Source organism: Leisingera sp. S232, assembly GCF_049800895.1.
Taxonomy (GTDB): domain Bacteria; phylum Pseudomonadota; class Alphaproteobacteria; order Rhodobacterales; family Rhodobacteraceae; genus Leisingera.
In genome coordinates this window covers 41,752-57,503 of record NZ_JBNAFX010000031.1, presented here as the reverse complement: position 1 = coordinate 57,503, position 15,752 = coordinate 41,752, and the positions used below count along the sequence as shown (strand labels likewise).

At 65.0% G+C, this 15,752-nt stretch carries 11 protein-coding genes; 5 read left to right on the top strand and 6 right to left on the bottom strand.

Annotated elements, in window-relative coordinates:
• Nucleotides 1-19: 19 nt before the first annotated feature.
• Nucleotides 20-1,324: an HlyD family type I secretion periplasmic adaptor subunit gene (locus tag ACP151_RS16650; RefSeq protein ID WP_424978016.1), complete on the bottom strand. Its 1,305-nt coding sequence runs from the start codon at nt 1,322-1,324 to the stop codon at nt 20-22.
• Nucleotides 1,321-3,054 carry a type I secretion system permease/ATPase gene (locus ACP151_RS16645; RefSeq protein WP_424978024.1) on the bottom strand — a complete coding sequence of 578 codons (1,734 nt, stop codon included), beginning with the start codon at nt 3,052-3,054 and terminating at the stop codon, nt 1,321-1,323. The genes ACP151_RS16650 and ACP151_RS16645 overlap by 4 nt, the downstream gene beginning before the upstream one ends.
• Before the next feature lie 230 nt (nt 3,055-3,284).
• On the opposite strand from ACP151_RS16645, the gene ACP151_RS16640 reads away from it, so the two are divergent.
• A complete protein-coding gene (locus ACP151_RS16640; RefSeq protein WP_424980024.1) occupies nt 3,285-5,291 on the top strand; it encodes a glycosyltransferase family 2 protein in 2,007 nt (668 codons plus the stop codon).
• Here the strand turns inward: ACP151_RS16640 and ACP151_RS16635 are convergent, their stop codons facing one another.
• Nucleotides 5,292-6,008, bottom strand: coding sequence for a sulfotransferase (locus ACP151_RS16635; RefSeq protein ID WP_424980023.1), 717 nt, complete (start codon nt 6,006-6,008; stop codon nt 5,292-5,294).
• 680 nt (nt 6,009-6,688) lie between these two features.
• On the opposite strand from ACP151_RS16635, the gene ACP151_RS16630 reads away from it, so the two are divergent.
• Complete coding sequence (locus ACP151_RS16630; protein ID WP_424980022.1) at nt 6,689-8,524, top strand: beta strand repeat-containing protein; 1,836 nt, start codon at nt 6,689-6,691, stop codon at nt 8,522-8,524.
• Between the two features lie 137 nt (nt 8,525-8,661).
• Here ACP151_RS16630 and ACP151_RS16625 read toward each other — a convergent pair whose 3' ends face one another.
• Genes ACP151_RS16625 through ACP151_RS16615 form a run of 3 tightly spaced genes read right to left on the bottom strand, consistent with a single transcriptional unit; the run spans nt 8,662 to nt 11,560 of the window.
• Complete coding sequence (locus ACP151_RS16625; RefSeq protein ID WP_424980021.1) at nt 8,662-9,624, bottom strand: hypothetical protein; 963 nt, start codon at nt 9,622-9,624, stop codon at nt 8,662-8,664.
• A 7-nt stretch (nt 9,625-9,631) separates the two neighbouring features.
• Complete coding sequence (locus ACP151_RS16620; protein WP_424980020.1) at nt 9,632-10,432, bottom strand: hypothetical protein; 801 nt, start codon at nt 10,430-10,432, stop codon at nt 9,632-9,634.
• Between the two features lie 12 nt (nt 10,433-10,444).
• On the bottom strand, nt 10,445-11,560 hold the full coding sequence (locus ACP151_RS16615) for a polysaccharide biosynthesis/export family protein (RefSeq protein WP_424980019.1): 1,116 nt from the start codon (nt 11,558-11,560) through the stop codon (nt 10,445-10,447).
• Nucleotides 11,561-11,686: 126 nt separating this feature from the next.
• On the opposite strand from ACP151_RS16615, the gene ACP151_RS16610 reads away from it, so the two are divergent.
• The 3 genes from ACP151_RS16610 (at nt 11,687) to ACP151_RS16600 (ending at nt 15,454) form a co-directional block, all read left to right on the top strand.
• Nucleotides 11,687-12,607 carry an NAD-dependent epimerase/dehydratase family protein gene (locus ACP151_RS16610; protein WP_424980018.1) on the top strand — a complete coding sequence of 307 codons (921 nt, stop codon included), beginning with the start codon at nt 11,687-11,689 and terminating at the stop codon, nt 12,605-12,607.
• Between the two features lie 18 nt (nt 12,608-12,625).
• On the top strand, nt 12,626-13,237 hold the full coding sequence (locus ACP151_RS16605) for a sugar transferase (RefSeq protein WP_424980017.1): 612 nt from the start codon (nt 12,626-12,628) through the stop codon (nt 13,235-13,237).
• Nucleotides 13,238-13,573: 336 nt separating this feature from the next.
• A complete protein-coding gene (locus ACP151_RS16600) occupies nt 13,574-15,454 on the top strand; it encodes a polysaccharide biosynthesis protein (protein ID WP_424980016.1) in 1,881 nt (626 codons plus the stop codon).
• Nucleotides 15,455-15,752: the final 298 nt, after the last annotated feature.

Below are 15,752 nucleotides of genomic sequence, written 5' to 3'. Positions count from 1 at the left end.
CCTCCGTGTCTGTTGGCCTTCAGCTTTCGCGGAAGGCTTTGACGAAGTAGTCGGACAGCGGCTTGATGAGGTAGGCCAAGGGTGAGCGGGCGGCGGTGCGGATGTAGCTTTCCACCGGCATCCCCGGGATCAGCACCGTGCCCGCAGGCAGGCGGCCGCGTTCGCCGGGGTTCAATTCAATCTCGGCGCGGTAATAGGAAACCCCGCTGCCCTGGTCGTCAAAGGCATCCGCCGAGACCTGGGTGACATGGCCAAAGAGCTCTGGCGTCGTGCGCTGGTCCAGCGCCGAGAACCGCAGCGTCACCTCCTGGCCGGTGTAGAGCTGGTCGATATCGGTGGGGGCGACCTGTGCCGCGATCACCAGAGGCCGGTCCTGCGGCACCAGGTACAAAACCGGGTCGGCCGCGCGGATCACCGAGCGCGGCGTCTGCACCTGCAGCCCGTAGACAATGCCCGACACCGGCGCGGTGATGTCCAGCCGCGCCAGCCGCCCCTGCAGCGAGCGGCGGTTCTCGGCCAGCTCCAGCTCCTGGTAGCGCAGGTCGCGCAGCCGGCTGATCGCCTCCTCGCGCTGGCCGGTGGCCAGTTTCAGGATCTCGATGTCGATTTCGGTGATACGGCCCTCGGATTGCGCTTCCGAGGCCACCAGCTCTCCCAGGCGGCCCTGCAGGTCGGCCTCGGTGCGGCGCAGGTTCAGGACCGTCGCCGCCTGCGCCAGGCCGCGGTCCAGCAGCGACTGCTGGCTTGCCAGCTCCTCGCCGATCAGCTCCAGCTGCACCGTCATCGACTGCTGCTGTGCCTGGATGCCACGGATCTGCTCCTGGATCTGGCTGCGGCGCTTCTCCAGCTGTTCGATCTCGCGGGCGGTGGTGTCCTTGCGGGCTTCGAACAGGCGGCGCTGGCCCTCCACCAGATCCTTTACATCCGGCAGCTGCTCTGTGGCCTGCAGAAGTTCCGGCTCAAAGGTGATTGCGGCGGCGGTGTCGCGCTCGGCTTCCAGCCGGCCGCGGCGCGCCATCAGCTCGAACAGCTGGCCCTCGATGATCACCAGCTGCGAGGTCAGCTCATTGGCGTCCAGCCGCAGGAGCGTGTCGCCTTCGGCCACGGTGTCGCCTTCGTCGACCAGGATCTCGGCCACGATGCCGCCATCCAGATGCTGCACGATCTGGCGGTTGCGGTCGACCTCAATGCGCCCTGTCGCCACCACCGCGCCGGAAATCGACGACAGCACCGACCAGGACCCGAAGCCGCCCACCAGCACCAGCAGCGCCAGCAGGCCGATGATCAGCGGCCGCCGGGCAGGCCATTTGCTTTCGATGCTCATCGCACGCCTCCTGCGCCGGTTGCCTGGCGGATGTTCTGATGGTTGGCGACCATTTCCTGCAGCACCTTGTCCTTGGGGCCAAAGGCGGTCTGGGTGCCGCCGTCGATCACCAGCAGCATGTCGCATTCCTGGATGGCCGCCGGGCGGTGGGCCATGATCAGCACCGAGCGCCCTTCCGCCTTGATCTGCTTGATCGCCTGGTTGAGCGCGATCGAGCCTTCATTGTCGAGGTTGGAGTTGGGTTCATCCAGGATCACGATCACCGGATCGGCATACAGCGCTCGGGCCAGCCCGACCCGCTGCATCTGACCACCCGACAGCCGCCCGCCGGTGGCGGTGACCCTGGTGTCATAGCCTTCGGGCAGCTTCAGGATCATCTCATGGGCGGCGGCCTTCTTGGCGGCATCCACCACTTTGGCGGCATCCGGCTCTGGCTGCAGCCGGGCGATGTTCTGGGCAATGGCGCCGTCAAACACCTGCACCCGCTGCGGCAGATAGCCGATATGGCCGCCCAGCACATCCGGCGCATATTGGTCCAGTGCGGCCCCGTCCAGCCGCACCGAGCCCGCCGCTGGCGGCCAGACCCCGGTCAGCGCCCGCGCCAGCGTCGACTTGCCCGACCCCGACGGCCCGATCACCCCGATCGCCTGGCCCGGCTGCACCCGGAAGTTGACATTGCGCAGCAAGGGCGTCTTGCCGCCCGGCGGCACCGCCGCCATGCCCTGCACTTCCAGCAGGGCCTTGGGTTTGGGCAGCGCGGTGCGGGTCTCTTCCTGCGGCACCTTGGCCAGCAATTCCGCCAGGCTGTGCCAGCCCTTCATCGCCCGCTGCACCAGCGGCCATTGGCCCAGGCCCAGTTCAATCGGCGCCAGCGCCCGCCCCATCAGGATCGAGCCTGCGATCATCGCGCCCGGCGTCACTTCGCCCTGCAGCACCAGATAGGCGCCCAGCCCCAGCATGGCCGATTGCAGAAACAGCCGCAGCGTCTTGGTCAGCGTGGTGAAGCCACCACCGGTGTCATTGGCTGTCACGCTGTCGCTCAGCGCTGCGTCCCGCGCCTGTTTCCAGCGGCTGAAGGCGGCGCCGCGCATGCCCATCGACTGGATCATCTCCGCCTCGTTGCGGATCTCCTCGGACATCAGATTGGCCTTGTGGCCGGTTATATTGGCCTGCTGCATCGGAGCTCGGGTGAACAGCTGGTTCATCAGCGCAATCACCACCAGCACCGCACCGCCTGCCAGCGCCAGCAGCCCCAGCCAGGGGTGGAACAGGGCGATGCCGGCCAGGAACACCGGCGTCCAGGGCAGGTCAAAGGCGGCGCCGAGCACCGGCGAGGCAATCAGCCGCTGCACCGATTCCAGGTCCTGCAGCCCGGTCTGCGCCACCGGATCCTGCGCCACCGCCGAGCGGCGGGTCATCGCATCAAACACCCGTTTGTCGAGCGCCGACTGCAGCCGCGCGCCGACCCGCGCCATGATCCGGCCGCGGGCGTAATCCAGAAACCCCATCATCGCGTAGAGAAACACCACCAGCAGCGACAGCGCCAAAAGCGTCGCCTCCGACCGGCTGCCCAGCACCCGGTCGTAGACCTGCATCATATACAGCGGGCCGGTCAGCATCAGCAGGTTCACGAAAAAGCTGAATATCCCGGTGAACCAATACAGACCCCGGCTCCGCCGACGCACCTCAAGCAGTTCATCATATCCGTTCTTGTAAAGGCTTTTATTCATCATCAGGAATGCCTGCCTTCTGTCAGGGGATCAGGAGCTGTGTTCAGGATCTGCGACCGGGTCCGGGCGGCTGCAGGACGGTGGCATCTATGCGGCAAACCGGCAGCTATGAAAACCGGTTTTTGCCAGCCCTGCGGTTGCGGGCGGTGGCAGGGCTGGCATTCCGGGGGGAAACGCGGCATTGAACCGGAGAGGGGGCCGGCCCCGGGACGCGGGTCCGGGACGGCCTGATGCACAGCAGACCGGAGGCTGAACCGTTGACATATCCCAAGCTCACGATGACGCTGCTGGTGCGCAATGAGGCGGATATTCTGGAGGATAACATCCGCTTCCACCATGCCATGGGGGTCAGCAGCTTCATCGTGATGGACAATCTGTCCACCGATGCCACGCCGCAGATCACCGCGGCGCTGTCGCAGGAGATCGACATCGAATACCTGCATCAGCCTGCGGATGACTATAATCAGCGGGATTGGGTGACGGCGATGGCGCGCAAGGCCGCGGAGGAACACGGGGCCGACTGGGTGATCAACAATGATGCGGATGAGTTCTGGCTGCCTGCCAGTGGCGATTTACGCAGCTTTTGCGCATTGCTGCCGGAGCGCACCGGCTGGGTCACCGTGCCGCGGCATAATGCGGTGGTGCCGGCGCTGCCGGGCGATGTGCTGGGCGGCGGTGCCGGGCCCCGGCTGACGGATGTGTTCGAGCGTGACAGCCGCAACGGCGAAGGCAAGCCGCTGCCGGGCAAGGTGCTGCACCGGGCATCGGCCTCTGTGGAGGTGGCGCAGGGCAATCACAGTGTGGCCCATGTTGCGGGCCATGCCAGCGCCGGGCAGGGACGAATCGCTATTCTGCATTTTCCGTGCCGGTCGCTGGCACAATACAAGGACAAGATCCGCCTGGGTGGCGCCGCCTACAGCCGCAACACCGCTTTGCCGCCCGGGGCCGGTGCGGCCTGGCGCAGCCAGTATGACGGGCTGGAGACCGGCGCGGTGGAGCGGTTTTGGCGCGATCAGGCGGTGGCGCCGGAAGAACAGGAGATTGGCCTGTTGCGCGGAACCCTGATGCGGGACGCCCGGCTGGCCGGCTTTTTTGCAGACCAGGCGCAGGCCGCGGCGGCACAGGAGCTGCAGGCGGCGCGACGCGGGCTTCTGGCGCAGAGCCGGGCGCTGGCAGAGACGTTTTCGCGTTCGCAGGCAGAGCTGATTGCACGGGTGCCGCGGCTGCAGCGCCGGGAGCGGCCGATGTATTACAACCTGCGCTTTGCAGTGCGCAGCGCCGAAGAGCATGTGGCGCAGCTGGAGGCGCTGACGGATGCAGCGGATGCGACGGCGCTTTGCGCCCGGTTCGGCGCTTTGCGCGATGTGTTCTCGCTGTTTCCCCGCAACAGCCATTTGCCCGCCTTCCTGGCCCGGCTGCTGGAAATGACGGCGGCTGAGGATGTGCAGCGGCTGCGCGCCGATTGCGCGGGCAAGCGGGTGATCCTGCACACCAGTTGCCATCCGCGGCTGCAGGAGTCACGCCGCAGCGTGGCGTCCTTTGCGGCGCTGGGGCAGGGGGACTACCGTCATATCATCCTGCTGGGCGCGCGCACTCCGCGCCCGGAGCAGGAGCTGGGCCTGTCGTTCAGCTATGACGGGGAGGTGCTGCAGGTGCCGGCGCCGGACAGTTATGAAGGGCTGCACCAGAAGCTGTTTTATGCCTATATGCTGCTGGATCTGCTGACGGCGCCGGCGCTGGCGGTGAAAATTGACGACAATATTCTGCTGAAGGATGCCGACCGTTTTGCCGCCTGCCTGGACCGGGTGGCGCGGCAGGGGGCGGATTACGCCGGGCGGCGGGTCGGCACAAGGCGGCATCAGGATCAGTGGCACGGCTGGCATCTGGGCAAATGCGCGGATGCCGGAATGGAGATGCGCGGCTATCAGTACCCGCTGCCGCGCGACTATGCGGCGGGCGGATACGGCTATGTGCTGGGCCCGGAGGGGCTGGCGGCCTGCAGCTACATGTATCTGGCGATGAAAGAATTTTTCGCGATGCCGGCCGTCGGGCTGGAGGATGCCTGTGTGGGCCATGCCATCTATGCCCAGCGGCTGGAGCTGATGGATATCTCCCAGGGGCATGGGCTGCTGGCGATGCCGGGGCTGACCACCAAGGAACGGCAGCGTCTGGCGGCGGACTGGGCAGAGGATGGGGCGGAGGACAGGGTGCCTCCGGAGACCCCGGATCCGGTCTGATCAGGGCTTGCGCTCCGGCTTTTGCCATTTCATGTGCAGCAGCTTGCGCGCCAGCACCGCCTCCACCAGCTCCGGGTCGAAGGGCTCCCCCAGAAAGGCAAACAGCGGCTTCCAGGCTGCCGGGTCTTTGGCATAGCTGTTGTAATGCATCGCCAGGCAGCGGCCGGGATGCGCGGCCTGCCAGCGGGCATAAAGCGTCTCTGCGGTTTCCAGCTGCTCCAGCACCGTGGCGCGTTTCATGCCGCGCCACCAGCCGGAGTGGCGCACCTCCTCATGGTTGCGCGTGTTGAAGAGGAAATGCGCATCCGGCATGTAGCGGGCGAGAAACGCCAGCATCGGCTGAAACAGCGCCGGATCCTCGTGCCAGCGGATCTCCTTGAAGCCCAGAACCCGTGTGTCCGGCTCTGGCCGCAGCACCTGGCGCAGGAAGCTATCGGCAAGATCTTGCCCAAAGCGGTCCGCATCGATGGCCTCGTAGCCGTACCAGGGCTGATGCGGGCCAGAAGGCGTGCCACGCGCCCGCATCGAGGCGGCCTGTTCCGACTGCCGCAGATCGTCCCAGGCGCGTACCAGGGGCGCCAGCAGATTGGCGTTTTCGCCCCGCAAGCTGTAGCCCGGCAGCGCGTTCAGCATATTCTGCAGCAGCGTCGAGCCCGAGCGCCCGTAGGTGATGATGAACAGAGTCTTTTCGACCCGCCCGCACCGGTCCTGTGCCATCTGCCGTCTCCCTTGGCGCCGCCTGTGGTTCCAGGCTCTGTTCCTAGGCGGTGCTGCGGCAAAACCCAAGCCCGGAATCGGCCCCGCCGCCCGGCCGGATGCAGGGCGGCGCACACCGCCGGAAACCCGGCAATAGCCCGCCCCGGCTGTCCCCGCTGCCCTGCAGGCGTGGCACCGGAGCAGGCGCGGGCCCTGCAGGGCAGAGCAAATCTGCAGGCCACGGCCCAGCCCCACCGCGCCATGCCTACCACAAAGGGGGTAGCAGATTCGCGGCAGGCCCGGTTCTGCGGATCAGGTGAGGAAAACCTTACCCCGGTTGCAACGTTATCCACAGGGCAGCGCCCGCGGTCCGCCCCAGGAATCCCGGCCATTCAGGGAGGCGACTAAATAGAGATTCAAACCTTTTCTGCAAAGCCTGCAGTACCCGCGTCGAATCCCTTGAAAACAGGCTGCAAAGCGGTTTTAGTGGCCGCGCGCAATGCCGCCGTAACCTTTATGCCGTCTGCCGGGGACAGCAAAGTGAGCAGTTTGGGTGACAGTCCCTATGCGGGTGCGCGCAACTTTGGGAGCAATGCTTGACATAGAAGCAAGGCCCCTGATAGCGGAGGTGCAAGCGCCCTTTTGGGGTAAAGCGCTTTCTGGATGAACAAAGATAGCTCTCAAGCAGGAGACTAAAGACTATGGCAATTTTCAACGGGACACCTGGTAGCGACCAGATTGCAGGCACCAACGATGACGACATCATCACCGGCCTGGCTGGTGCGGACGATATCAATGGTGCAGACGGCAACGATACCATCGATGGCGGTGCAGATGACGACAACATTCTGGGTGGTGCAGGCGATGATGAAATCACCATTACCACTGGTGAGTTCACCGCCGCAGAAGTAATTGATGGCGGCGACGACACCGACACGCTGATTACTGACCTGGCCGCTGGCGATGATCTGTCTGTTGCTGGTGCTGCTGGTGGTGCGTTCAATCTTGGCGCGGTAGCCGCCCTCGCCGTCACCAGCATTGAACGAGTGCAGGTTTCTAACGCCGGCGACGCTGTGCTCAGCCAGACCAGCGGCGACAATCAGTTCTTCATCTTCGACGACGACGCGGATATTGCTTCCGCCGATTTTACAAATGCGACGGTTACCCTTGAAGGCAACACCTTCAACGGCACCTCCGGCGCGGTCACGCATGATGACGTCACCTTCTCCCAAGCAGCGGGCATCATCATCGATGGCGTCACCTATGAACACGATGACAGCTTCGAAACCGCAAACGGCGGCACCATCACCGTCAATTGGGATGGTACTGACGCTGATTGGCAACTGACCTATGAAGCCCCGACCGACATCGGCACCATCGCGCTGGGTGACACCTTCGAAGATGACACTCTGACTGTTACTGTCGAAGACACTACGGGCAACACCATCACCCGTGATATTGCTGTCGACATCGACTTTGGCGTTAACATCAACGTTAATGGTGGCAATGCTACCTTCACCACCGATGTCCGCATCGAAGGCACCTCTGCTGCAAACACCATCCAAGATGGTGCTGGCAATGACACCATCATTGGTGGTGACGGTGCTGATAACATCGACTTGAACGACGGCGACAACCGCGTATGGGCCGGTGCCGATGATGAAGGAAATGATACAGTTGATGCCAATGGTGATGGCAATAACATCATTGCTGGCGGCGGCGGCGATGATGATCTCGACATCAACGGCAACGGTAACAACGAAGCCTGGGGCGGTGACGGCACCGACACCATTGATATCGGTACGACCCTGACTGCAGATGGTGCTGGCGACAACACCGTTGGCGGTGGCGCAGGAGACGATACCATCACCATCAATGGTGATGGCGCCAACACTGCCTGGGGCGGCACTGGTACCGACACTATCGTGATTGGTACTGCAGATGGCGACGCGGCTGGCAACAACACCACCGGCGGCGGCGACGGCCTGGATGACATCGATGTGAATGGTGACGGCGACAACATCATCTACGCTGGTAACGATGACGATGCGGACACCATTGATATTCTGGCAACCGCAACCGGCAACAACACCATTTTCGGTGGCGGTACCTCCGCTGGCGGCGCTGCAGGCAGCGACAACCAGATCAACATTGCAGGCTCCGGCAATAACATCGTTTATAACGGTGGCGGCAATGACGATGTCGACGTGTTGGCCACTGCAACCGGTGATAACGTGCTGTACGGCGGTGCTGGGGACGATGTCTTCAACTTCGCTTCTGCCGATGCATCGGCAACCATCATCTTCGAAACCGGAAACGGCGCGGATGTAATTGAAGGCTTCATTGCTGGCGATGCAGACCACAAAGTCGACCTGTCCGCTCTGGGCTTCGCTGATGCAGACGATGTTCTGGACAGCATGACCGATGACGGCACCGATGTGACTCTGTTCATCACCGCAGGCCAGACCATCACCTTCGACTCTGTTGATCTGTCCGCTCTGCAAGCTGCCGATCCGGCTGACTGGCTGATCCTGTAATCCAGACAGGATTTTGAGAGAGCTAGAGAAAAGGGCCCCTTCGGGGGCCCTTTTTGCTTGGGAAAGACAAAAAACCGGGGCGCGGCAAAACCGCGGGGCAGGGCCAGAAAGCAGGGCTCCACAGGGCAGGGCGGGCGTCAGACGGTGCCGGCTTCTTCCGCCGCGGCCGCAATGCGGCGCCACCAATAGTCCAGCGACAGCCGCTGGCGCAGCGCGGCGCGCGCCGCCCCGTCCATCCGCGGGCAGGCCCAGGCGTGCCAGCGCTGCAACCGGTCCAGGGTGATGCTGCCCGGCAGCCAGCCCGGCACCTGGATGGCCGGCAACAGCCCGTAAGCGCCGGCCAGGCTGGGCGCATGGATCAGCGGCACCGTGCCCTGGATCAGCGCTGCCCAGGCCTTGGGCGAGGGGTCCAGCCCGCCACCCTGCGCACAGATCACAAAGGCATGGGTGCGCAGCAGCCGGGTGAACTCTGCCTCTGTCACCTCATCCTCCACCACCGTGGTCCAGCTGCGCCAGGGCCCGCGGGCCAGCGCCGTGACCTGGCGGCGCACCTCCCATTGCGGCCCCTCGCGCAGCCGGTGCGCGCACAGCACCCGCACCGGGCGCGTGGCCAGCGGCGGCACATCCGGCCAGTCCAGCGGCTGGTCTGTGCGGCCGTCATCAAACACCAGCCCCAAGGGCAGCGGTGCCATCCGGGGGTGGCTGGCGTCATCCAGGTTTTCGGCAAACCAGCGGATCAGCAGCGGGCTGTCCAGGATCGCTTGGATGGCGGTCTGCTCTGCAGCGTTGTATTGGCGCCAGCGCTGGTCGGTCTGGCGCGGCAGGGTGATATCCTCGGAGCCGCTGACCAGCACGAAAGGCGCGGCAAGCTGCGGCAGCACCTTGTGGGCGAAATGCAAGAGCGCAGGGAAAGGCGCGCGCAGCGACAGGAAGATATGCCGGGGCGCACCGGGGCGCTGCTGCACCAGCCGGATCTGCGGTTTCTGCCAGTCCGACAGCAGCACCCAGTCGCAGCGCGCCGCCAGCCCGGTGATCCGGCAGGCGTCCGCCCCCTGGCCCCTGGGAAACAGGCGGGTGGAAAGAACCTGCCCGGGTGTCATCTGCGTCTCATGCCGCCCGGGCGGCCTCGCGCAGGGCGGCAAGAGTGCGGGCGGCCTCTGCCGGGATTTCCAGCTCTGCCGCCGCGCCGCTGTTGCGCGGAATGCTGGCGTCAAAGAAGGCGGGGCTGTCCGGCGGGGTCAGCCCGGCATGGGCGATCAGCCGGGAAATGCCTGTGCGCATCGCTTCGGGATCGGAGGTGAATTCCATCACCGGCACCCCGTGCTGGCGGTGCAGCTGCAGCAGGCGCTGGTTATAGGCGTTCCAGATGGCAAAGCCCTTGTCCAGTTCAAAGCCGTTGCGCCCCTGGATCGACAGGGCGACTTCGCGGGGGTCGCGGAAGATGCCGGCACCGGTCCAGTCCGGCAGCACGTCGATCCACTCCTGCGCCACCAAGAGGGTGCGCGGCTCCTTGAAACCCCATGTGCCCTGGCCGCGGCGGGAGTCGATGAACAGGTCGCGCACCGATTTGTGCAGCGGCTGCCAGGTGATCTGTTCCGGCGGCTCGTGCCAGGCGCCGCCATTGGCTTCCAGCAGGTTCTCATGCATGTAGACCAGCGCCGAGGGTTCCTGCAGCCCCTTGGGGTTGAGGCCGAAACTATGGTCCAGCACCCGGCCCATATAGAGGCCAGCTTCGCGGAAGCTGCCCGCCAATGCGCTGGTGCCGCTGCGGTGCATGCCCAGGATCAGGACGCAGCGCCCTGGGTGCGGCTCTGGTGCAGAGCCGGTTTCAGGGCTGGTTTCAGGGCCTGGCCCGGAGGCTGGACGGATCTGGCCGGCCCGCAGCCTGGAGAGAAAGTCAAAGATCATTGCAGGCACGGATCAGATATTGCTGGCGCGGCTGAAGACGCCGAAGAAGTTGCCGAAGATATTCGAGATCGTCAGCGCGTCGTTGATCGGCGATTCGGTGGCCATGACCAGATCGCCGGGGTTGATCTGGAACTGGCGCGCTGAAAACAGCCCGTCGGCGGAGGTCAGGTCCAGCGAAAACACCACCCGCTGCTGGCGCGGCCCGCGCACGCCGGGCGCCACCGCGGCCGCGGGATATTCGCGCAGGATCAACAACCCCTGGGGGTCGGCCTTGCCGTCCTGAAAGCCGCCTGCAACGGACATGGCGTCCATCGCCGACATCTCATCCTTGGAGAAAATATGCAGGTCTTCCTCGCCGGTGGCTCCGAAGGAGAGAAAATAACGCTCGTCCTCTTCGACAAACACCCGGTCGCCGCCGCGCAAGAGGGTGTCCAGGCGCGGGTTGTTCAGGAGGTTATCGATCGAAGTGCCGTAAATGCTCTGTCCGCGCACCAGACGGATCTGCGGGTTGTTGAGATTGGCGCTGATGCCGCCGCCTGCGGAGATCAGCCCCATCACCGTGTAATTGCGGTCGGGCATCGGATAGGTGCCGGGCTGGGCCACGCCGGAGACCAGATCAACCGAGTTGTTGCGCCCCTCGGCCATCGCCAGCTGTACCTGTGCCGAGGGCACCACCGGTTCCAGCGCGTCCTGCAGCTTGCGCCGCGCCAGGTCCGGGGTCAGCCCGTTCACGTTCACATCGCCCACATAGGGCATGAAGATGGTGCCGTTGGAGGCCACTTTCATGTCCTGCAGCTGCACCATTTTCTGCTCCGCCGCAGTCAGCAGCGAATTGGCGTTGCTGTCCCAGATGCTGAGGGTCAGCTGGTCGCCAGGCTGGATGATCTGGGTCTTGGCGCCCTGATGGCCGTGCAGCCAATTGAGGCGCTCCTGCTTGCCGGTGGCGGGCCATGCGGCCACGGTGGGCAGCAGTGCCCGGTTCACCGAATAGAGCGCGAAATTGGCATCTGCTTCGCCTGCCTCTTTCAGGATCTCCTCGCTGGCCGGGGCACCGCCGGGCAGGCGGGAACAGGCTGCGGGCAGAAGGCAAAGGCCGGCAGCCGCCAGCCAGGGAAGAAGTTTCAGCATGAGATGTCTGCCATTCAAGCGCTCGGGATCCGCCATGGCCTGCGCCCGGGGGGAACCGCTTTGATTTTTGTCTGCGCAGAGGATACTGGGCTGAGCGAGAGGGTTCAACAGGAACGGGCAGCAGCGATGGCGAAACCCGCCGTATTGGTTCTGGGCGCAACAGGGCGCATCGGGCAGCTGCTGCAGCTGTGCCCGCCCGCCGACCTGTCCCCTGGCCTGTCTGCTGGCCCATCTGCCGGTCTGGCGCTGCGGCTGCAGGCGCGCCGGGGCGCGGCGGACCGCTGGGCTGAAAACGGGCTGGGCGACTGGCGCGTCTTCGATCCGCTGGCGGAACCTGCGGCGCTGGCCCGCGCCGCAGACGGCGCCCATGCCATTCTCTGCCTGGCGGGACCGGTGCCGGGCAGGGGTGCGGGCCGCGGGGCTGGAGATATGGCAGACCATATCCGCCTGGGCGAAGCGGCGGTGCGGGCCGCCGCTGGCGCAGGTGCGGGCTGCCGGGTGCTGCTGGCGTCCTCGGCGGCGGTTTACGGCGCCCGGTCCGGGCTTTTGGCTGAAGAGACCCCGCTGCAGCCCGCCAATGCCTATGGCGAAGCCAAGGCAGAGATGGAAGCGCGCGCGGCTGCGCTAGCGGCAGAGCTGGCGGTGCCGGCCTGTGCCTTGCGGATCGGCAATATCGCCGGCTTTGATGCCGCCTTGGGGGGCTGGCAGCCGGGTTTCACCCTGGACCGCTTCCCGGACGGGAGCACGCCCCGGCGCAGCTATATCGGGGTTCAGTGCCTGGCGCAGGTGCTGGCTGCGCTGCTGATGGCGCCAGAGCTGCCGCCCGTGCTGAATATTGCGCAGCCCGGCACGGTGGAAATGGGCGCGCTTTTGCAGGCGGCGGGTAAACCCTTTGCCCTCCGCCCGGCGCCGCCCGCGGCGATCCCGGAGGTGGCGCTGGATGTCTCCCGCCTGCAGATGCTGCTGGCGGCAAGGCTGGCGGCGGCGGATGCGGCGGCCATGGCCGCCGAATGGGCTGCATTAGAGCCTGATATGGTGAATGAATAACCTGATGAAAGAGACAATATGACCTGGCGCAAACGGCTGTTCGACCTTTTCTTTGCCAGCCTGCTGATTGCGGTTCTGGGTCCGGTCTTGCTGCTCTTGATGGGCTGGCTGTTGTGGAAAGAGGGGCGGCCTCTGTTCTATGTGGCGGAGCGGATGAAGGGGGTGGATCAGCCGTTCAACTTATGGAAGCTCAGAACCATGACGGTGGTGGAGACCGACACCGGTGTGTCCGGCGGCGACAAATCGGCCCGCATCACCAAGACCGGCGCCTGGCTGCGCGGCAAGCGGCTGGATGAGTTTCCGCAGCTGTGGAACATCCTGAAGGGCGACATGTCCTTTGTCGGGCCGCGCCCGCCGCTGCGTCAATATGTCGAGGCAAACCCTGCGCTTTATGCCGAAGTGCTGAAATCGCGCCCCGGGGTCACTGGCCTGGCTTCGATCACCTATCACAAGCATGAGGCGGCGCTTTTGGCGCGCTGCGAAACCTCTGCCCAGACAGATGCGGTCTATTCCCGCCTTTGCGTGCCGATGAAGGCGCGGCTGGACCTGATCTACCAGCGCCATCAGAGCATGTGCTTTGATTTCGACATCGTGTTTCAGACCATTGGCAATATATTCCGCCGGGGATAGCATATAGGGCGTATTCTTTCCCGCCCTGACTGTTTTTGCGGCCCATGCCGGAGGCCGGCCTGCGATTGCAGCGCAAGTGTGGCAATCGCGGGGGAGAAGCGGCGGTTTTTCGCCGTTTCGCGGTTTTTTAGCAGAGGAAAACCGGGTAAGAGAGAGAAAACCGGTTATGATAGGAAATGCGTTTTAAGAACGGTGCGGGAGGCCTCTGCCGCGCTGCATTGGTTTTACTATTTTCCCTGCTGCCTGGGCTTTTGTGGGCAGGCACGACAGGGCCGCAGGATAAACAGGATCATTAAAGTGCAGGCAGCAGCACATGGCAGTTGAGGACGGGCAGGCATGTATAATCTGATCAGTGCGCTATCGCGCAGGCAGAAATCCTATGTCTTCCTGGCGGTGGACCTGGTGCTGCTGCCGCTGGCGCTGCTGTTCACTCTGGAAGTGCAGCCGCTGCCAGATCCGGCGCTTGCGACCCTGGGGGCGCTGCTGCCGGTCCTGCCTTATGTGATGGCGTCTGCAGCCGCCCTGGCGCTGTGGCTGGGGTTGCCGCATGTGCAGCTCAACGCCTATGAGCGCCACGCCGCGGCGCAAAGCGCCCTGCTGGCAGGTGGCACGGCGCTGGGGCTGGCCCTGCTGGCAGCGGGCTTCGGGCCGCCGCTGGGTTTCGGCACCTATGTGGTGTTTGCAATCTGCTATTTCCTGTTCATGGTGGTGACCCGCGCGGCAATGCTGCAGGTGGTGCTGGCGGTTTATCGCCGTGCCCAGCCGCGCTGCCGGGTGCTGATCTACGGCGCCGGCACCACCGGCACCCAGCTGGCCCAGGCGCTGAAATCCCATGACGGCATCGACCCGGTGGCCTTTGCCGATGACAATTCCTCCTTGCAGGGGCTGACGCTGGTCGGGCTGCCGGTTTTTGCGCCCACGCGGATCTCTGAAATCGTGCAGGCGCGCCAGATCCGCCGGGTGCTTCTGGCGATGCCCTCGCAGAGCCAGCAGCGCCAGGCCAGAATCACCCAGCGGCTGCAGCAGCTGGGGCTGGAGGTGCAGGCGCTGCCCTCCTTTGCCCAGCTCATCGGCGAAGAAGCCCTGGTCGACAAGCTGACGCCGGTGGCGCCGCAAGCCTTCCTGGGTCGGGCCGCGCGCGATGTGCCGCTGAAGGAAGCCGCCGGCTCTTATCAGGGCAAATCGGTGCTGGTCTCCGGCGCTGGTGGCTCGATCGGTTCGGAGCTGTGCCGTCAGGTGCTGGCCTGCCGCCCGTCGAAACTGGTGCTGTTCGAGCTGAGCGAACTGGCGCTTTACACCGTGCATCAGGAACTGGGGCCGCTGGCCGAGGCTGCAGGCATCGCGCTGGTGCCGGTGCTGGGCTCGATCACCGATCCGCGCCAGATGCGGATGGTGCTCAATGCCCATGAGGTGCAGGTGGTGCTGCATGCGGCCGCTTACAAACATGTGCCGCTGGTTGAGGCCAACCCCTTGCCGGGACTGGCCAACAATGTCTTTGGCACCCAGACGCTGGCGCGCGCCGCGGCGCGGGCAGGCGTCGAGCGCTTCATCCTGATTTCTTCGGACAAGGCGGTGAACCCGGCCAATGTGATGGGTGCCTCCAAGCGGATGGCAGAGCTGATCGTGCAGGACCTGGCCACCCGCCACGGCCAGAACACCGTGTTCACCATGGTGCGCTTTGGCAATGTCCTGGGTTCCTCCGGCTCGGTGGTGCCGCTGTTCCAGGAGCAGATCAGCCGTGGCGGCCCGGTCACCGTGACCGACCCGAATGTGCGCCGCTTTTTCATGACCATCAGCGAGGCGGTGCAGCTGGTCTTGCAGGCGGGCGATATGGCCCAGGGTGGCGAGGTCTTTGTGCTGGATATGGGCGCGCCGGTGCCGATCCTGCAGCTGGCCCGCCAGGTGATCGAAAGCACTGGCCACACGGTGCGCGATGCGGACAACCCCGAGGGCGACATCGCCATCGAGATCATCGGGCTGCGCCCCGGCGAGAAGATGGAGGAGGAGCTGACCTTGAGCGAGGAGCTGATCCACACCCGCCATCAGAAAATCTTTTGCGCCCGCGAAACCGTGCTGTCGGAGATCCAGGTCGCAGGCTTCCTGCGCAGCCTGCGCCAGGCAGTGGCGGCGGGCGACGAGGCCGCGGCGCTGCAGGTGGTGCGGCATTGGGTCGAGGGCTATTGCCAGCCGCTGGCGCCCGGGCGCAAGACCTCCTGATCCTGGGGACAGTCCGGTATCGGGCCGGTATCGGGCCGGTATCAGGGCCAGTATCAGGACTGGTGCCGGGCGGTCTTTGCAAGACACGGCGCGGGTGCGGCGCCGGCGCTGCAGTGGCCGGGAAACTTCTGGCGCCAGGGCGGTGGCAATTGATCCGGCCCGGCCATTCATGTTCTAAGCAGGGCAACAGGTGAGAGAGCCGGGCAGCAAGACCCGGCGCAGGCAGTTCCAAAGGCAGGTTTCCCGTGACCCCGATCCTCCCCCTTTTGTGCAGGACCGCAGCCCGTGGGCGGCTTTG

Excerpts from the sequence above, each read along its gene's own strand:
- ACP151_RS16650 (WP_424978016.1), bottom strand. The coding sequence starts at position 1,324 with ATGAGCATCGAAAGCAAATGGCCTGCCCGGCGGCCGCTGATCATCGGC.
- ACP151_RS16645 (WP_424978024.1), bottom strand. The coding sequence starts at position 3,054 with ATGAATAAAAGCCTTTACAAGAACGGATATGATGAACTGCTTGAGGTG.
- ACP151_RS16640 (WP_424980024.1), top strand. The coding sequence starts at position 3,285 with ATGCACAGCAGACCGGAGGCTGAACCGTTGACATATCCCAAGCTCACG.
- ACP151_RS16635 (WP_424980023.1), bottom strand. The coding sequence starts at position 6,008 with ATGGCACAGGACCGGTGCGGGCGGGTCGAAAAGACTCTGTTCATCATC.
- ACP151_RS16630 (WP_424980022.1), top strand. The coding sequence starts at position 6,689 with ATGGCAATTTTCAACGGGACACCTGGTAGCGACCAGATTGCAGGCACC.
- ACP151_RS16625 (WP_424980021.1), bottom strand. The coding sequence starts at position 9,624 with ATGACACCCGGGCAGGTTCTTTCCACCCGCCTGTTTCCCAGGGGCCAG.
- ACP151_RS16620 (WP_424980020.1), bottom strand. The coding sequence starts at position 10,432 with ATGATCTTTGACTTTCTCTCCAGGCTGCGGGCCGGCCAGATCCGTCCA.
- ACP151_RS16615 (WP_424980019.1), bottom strand. The coding sequence starts at position 11,560 with ATGCTGAAACTTCTTCCCTGGCTGGCGGCTGCCGGCCTTTGCCTTCTG.
- ACP151_RS16610 (WP_424980018.1), top strand. The coding sequence starts at position 11,687 with ATGGCGAAACCCGCCGTATTGGTTCTGGGCGCAACAGGGCGCATCGGG.
- ACP151_RS16605 (WP_424980017.1), top strand. The coding sequence starts at position 12,626 with ATGACCTGGCGCAAACGGCTGTTCGACCTTTTCTTTGCCAGCCTGCTG.
- ACP151_RS16600 (WP_424980016.1), top strand. The coding sequence starts at position 13,574 with ATGTATAATCTGATCAGTGCGCTATCGCGCAGGCAGAAATCCTATGTC.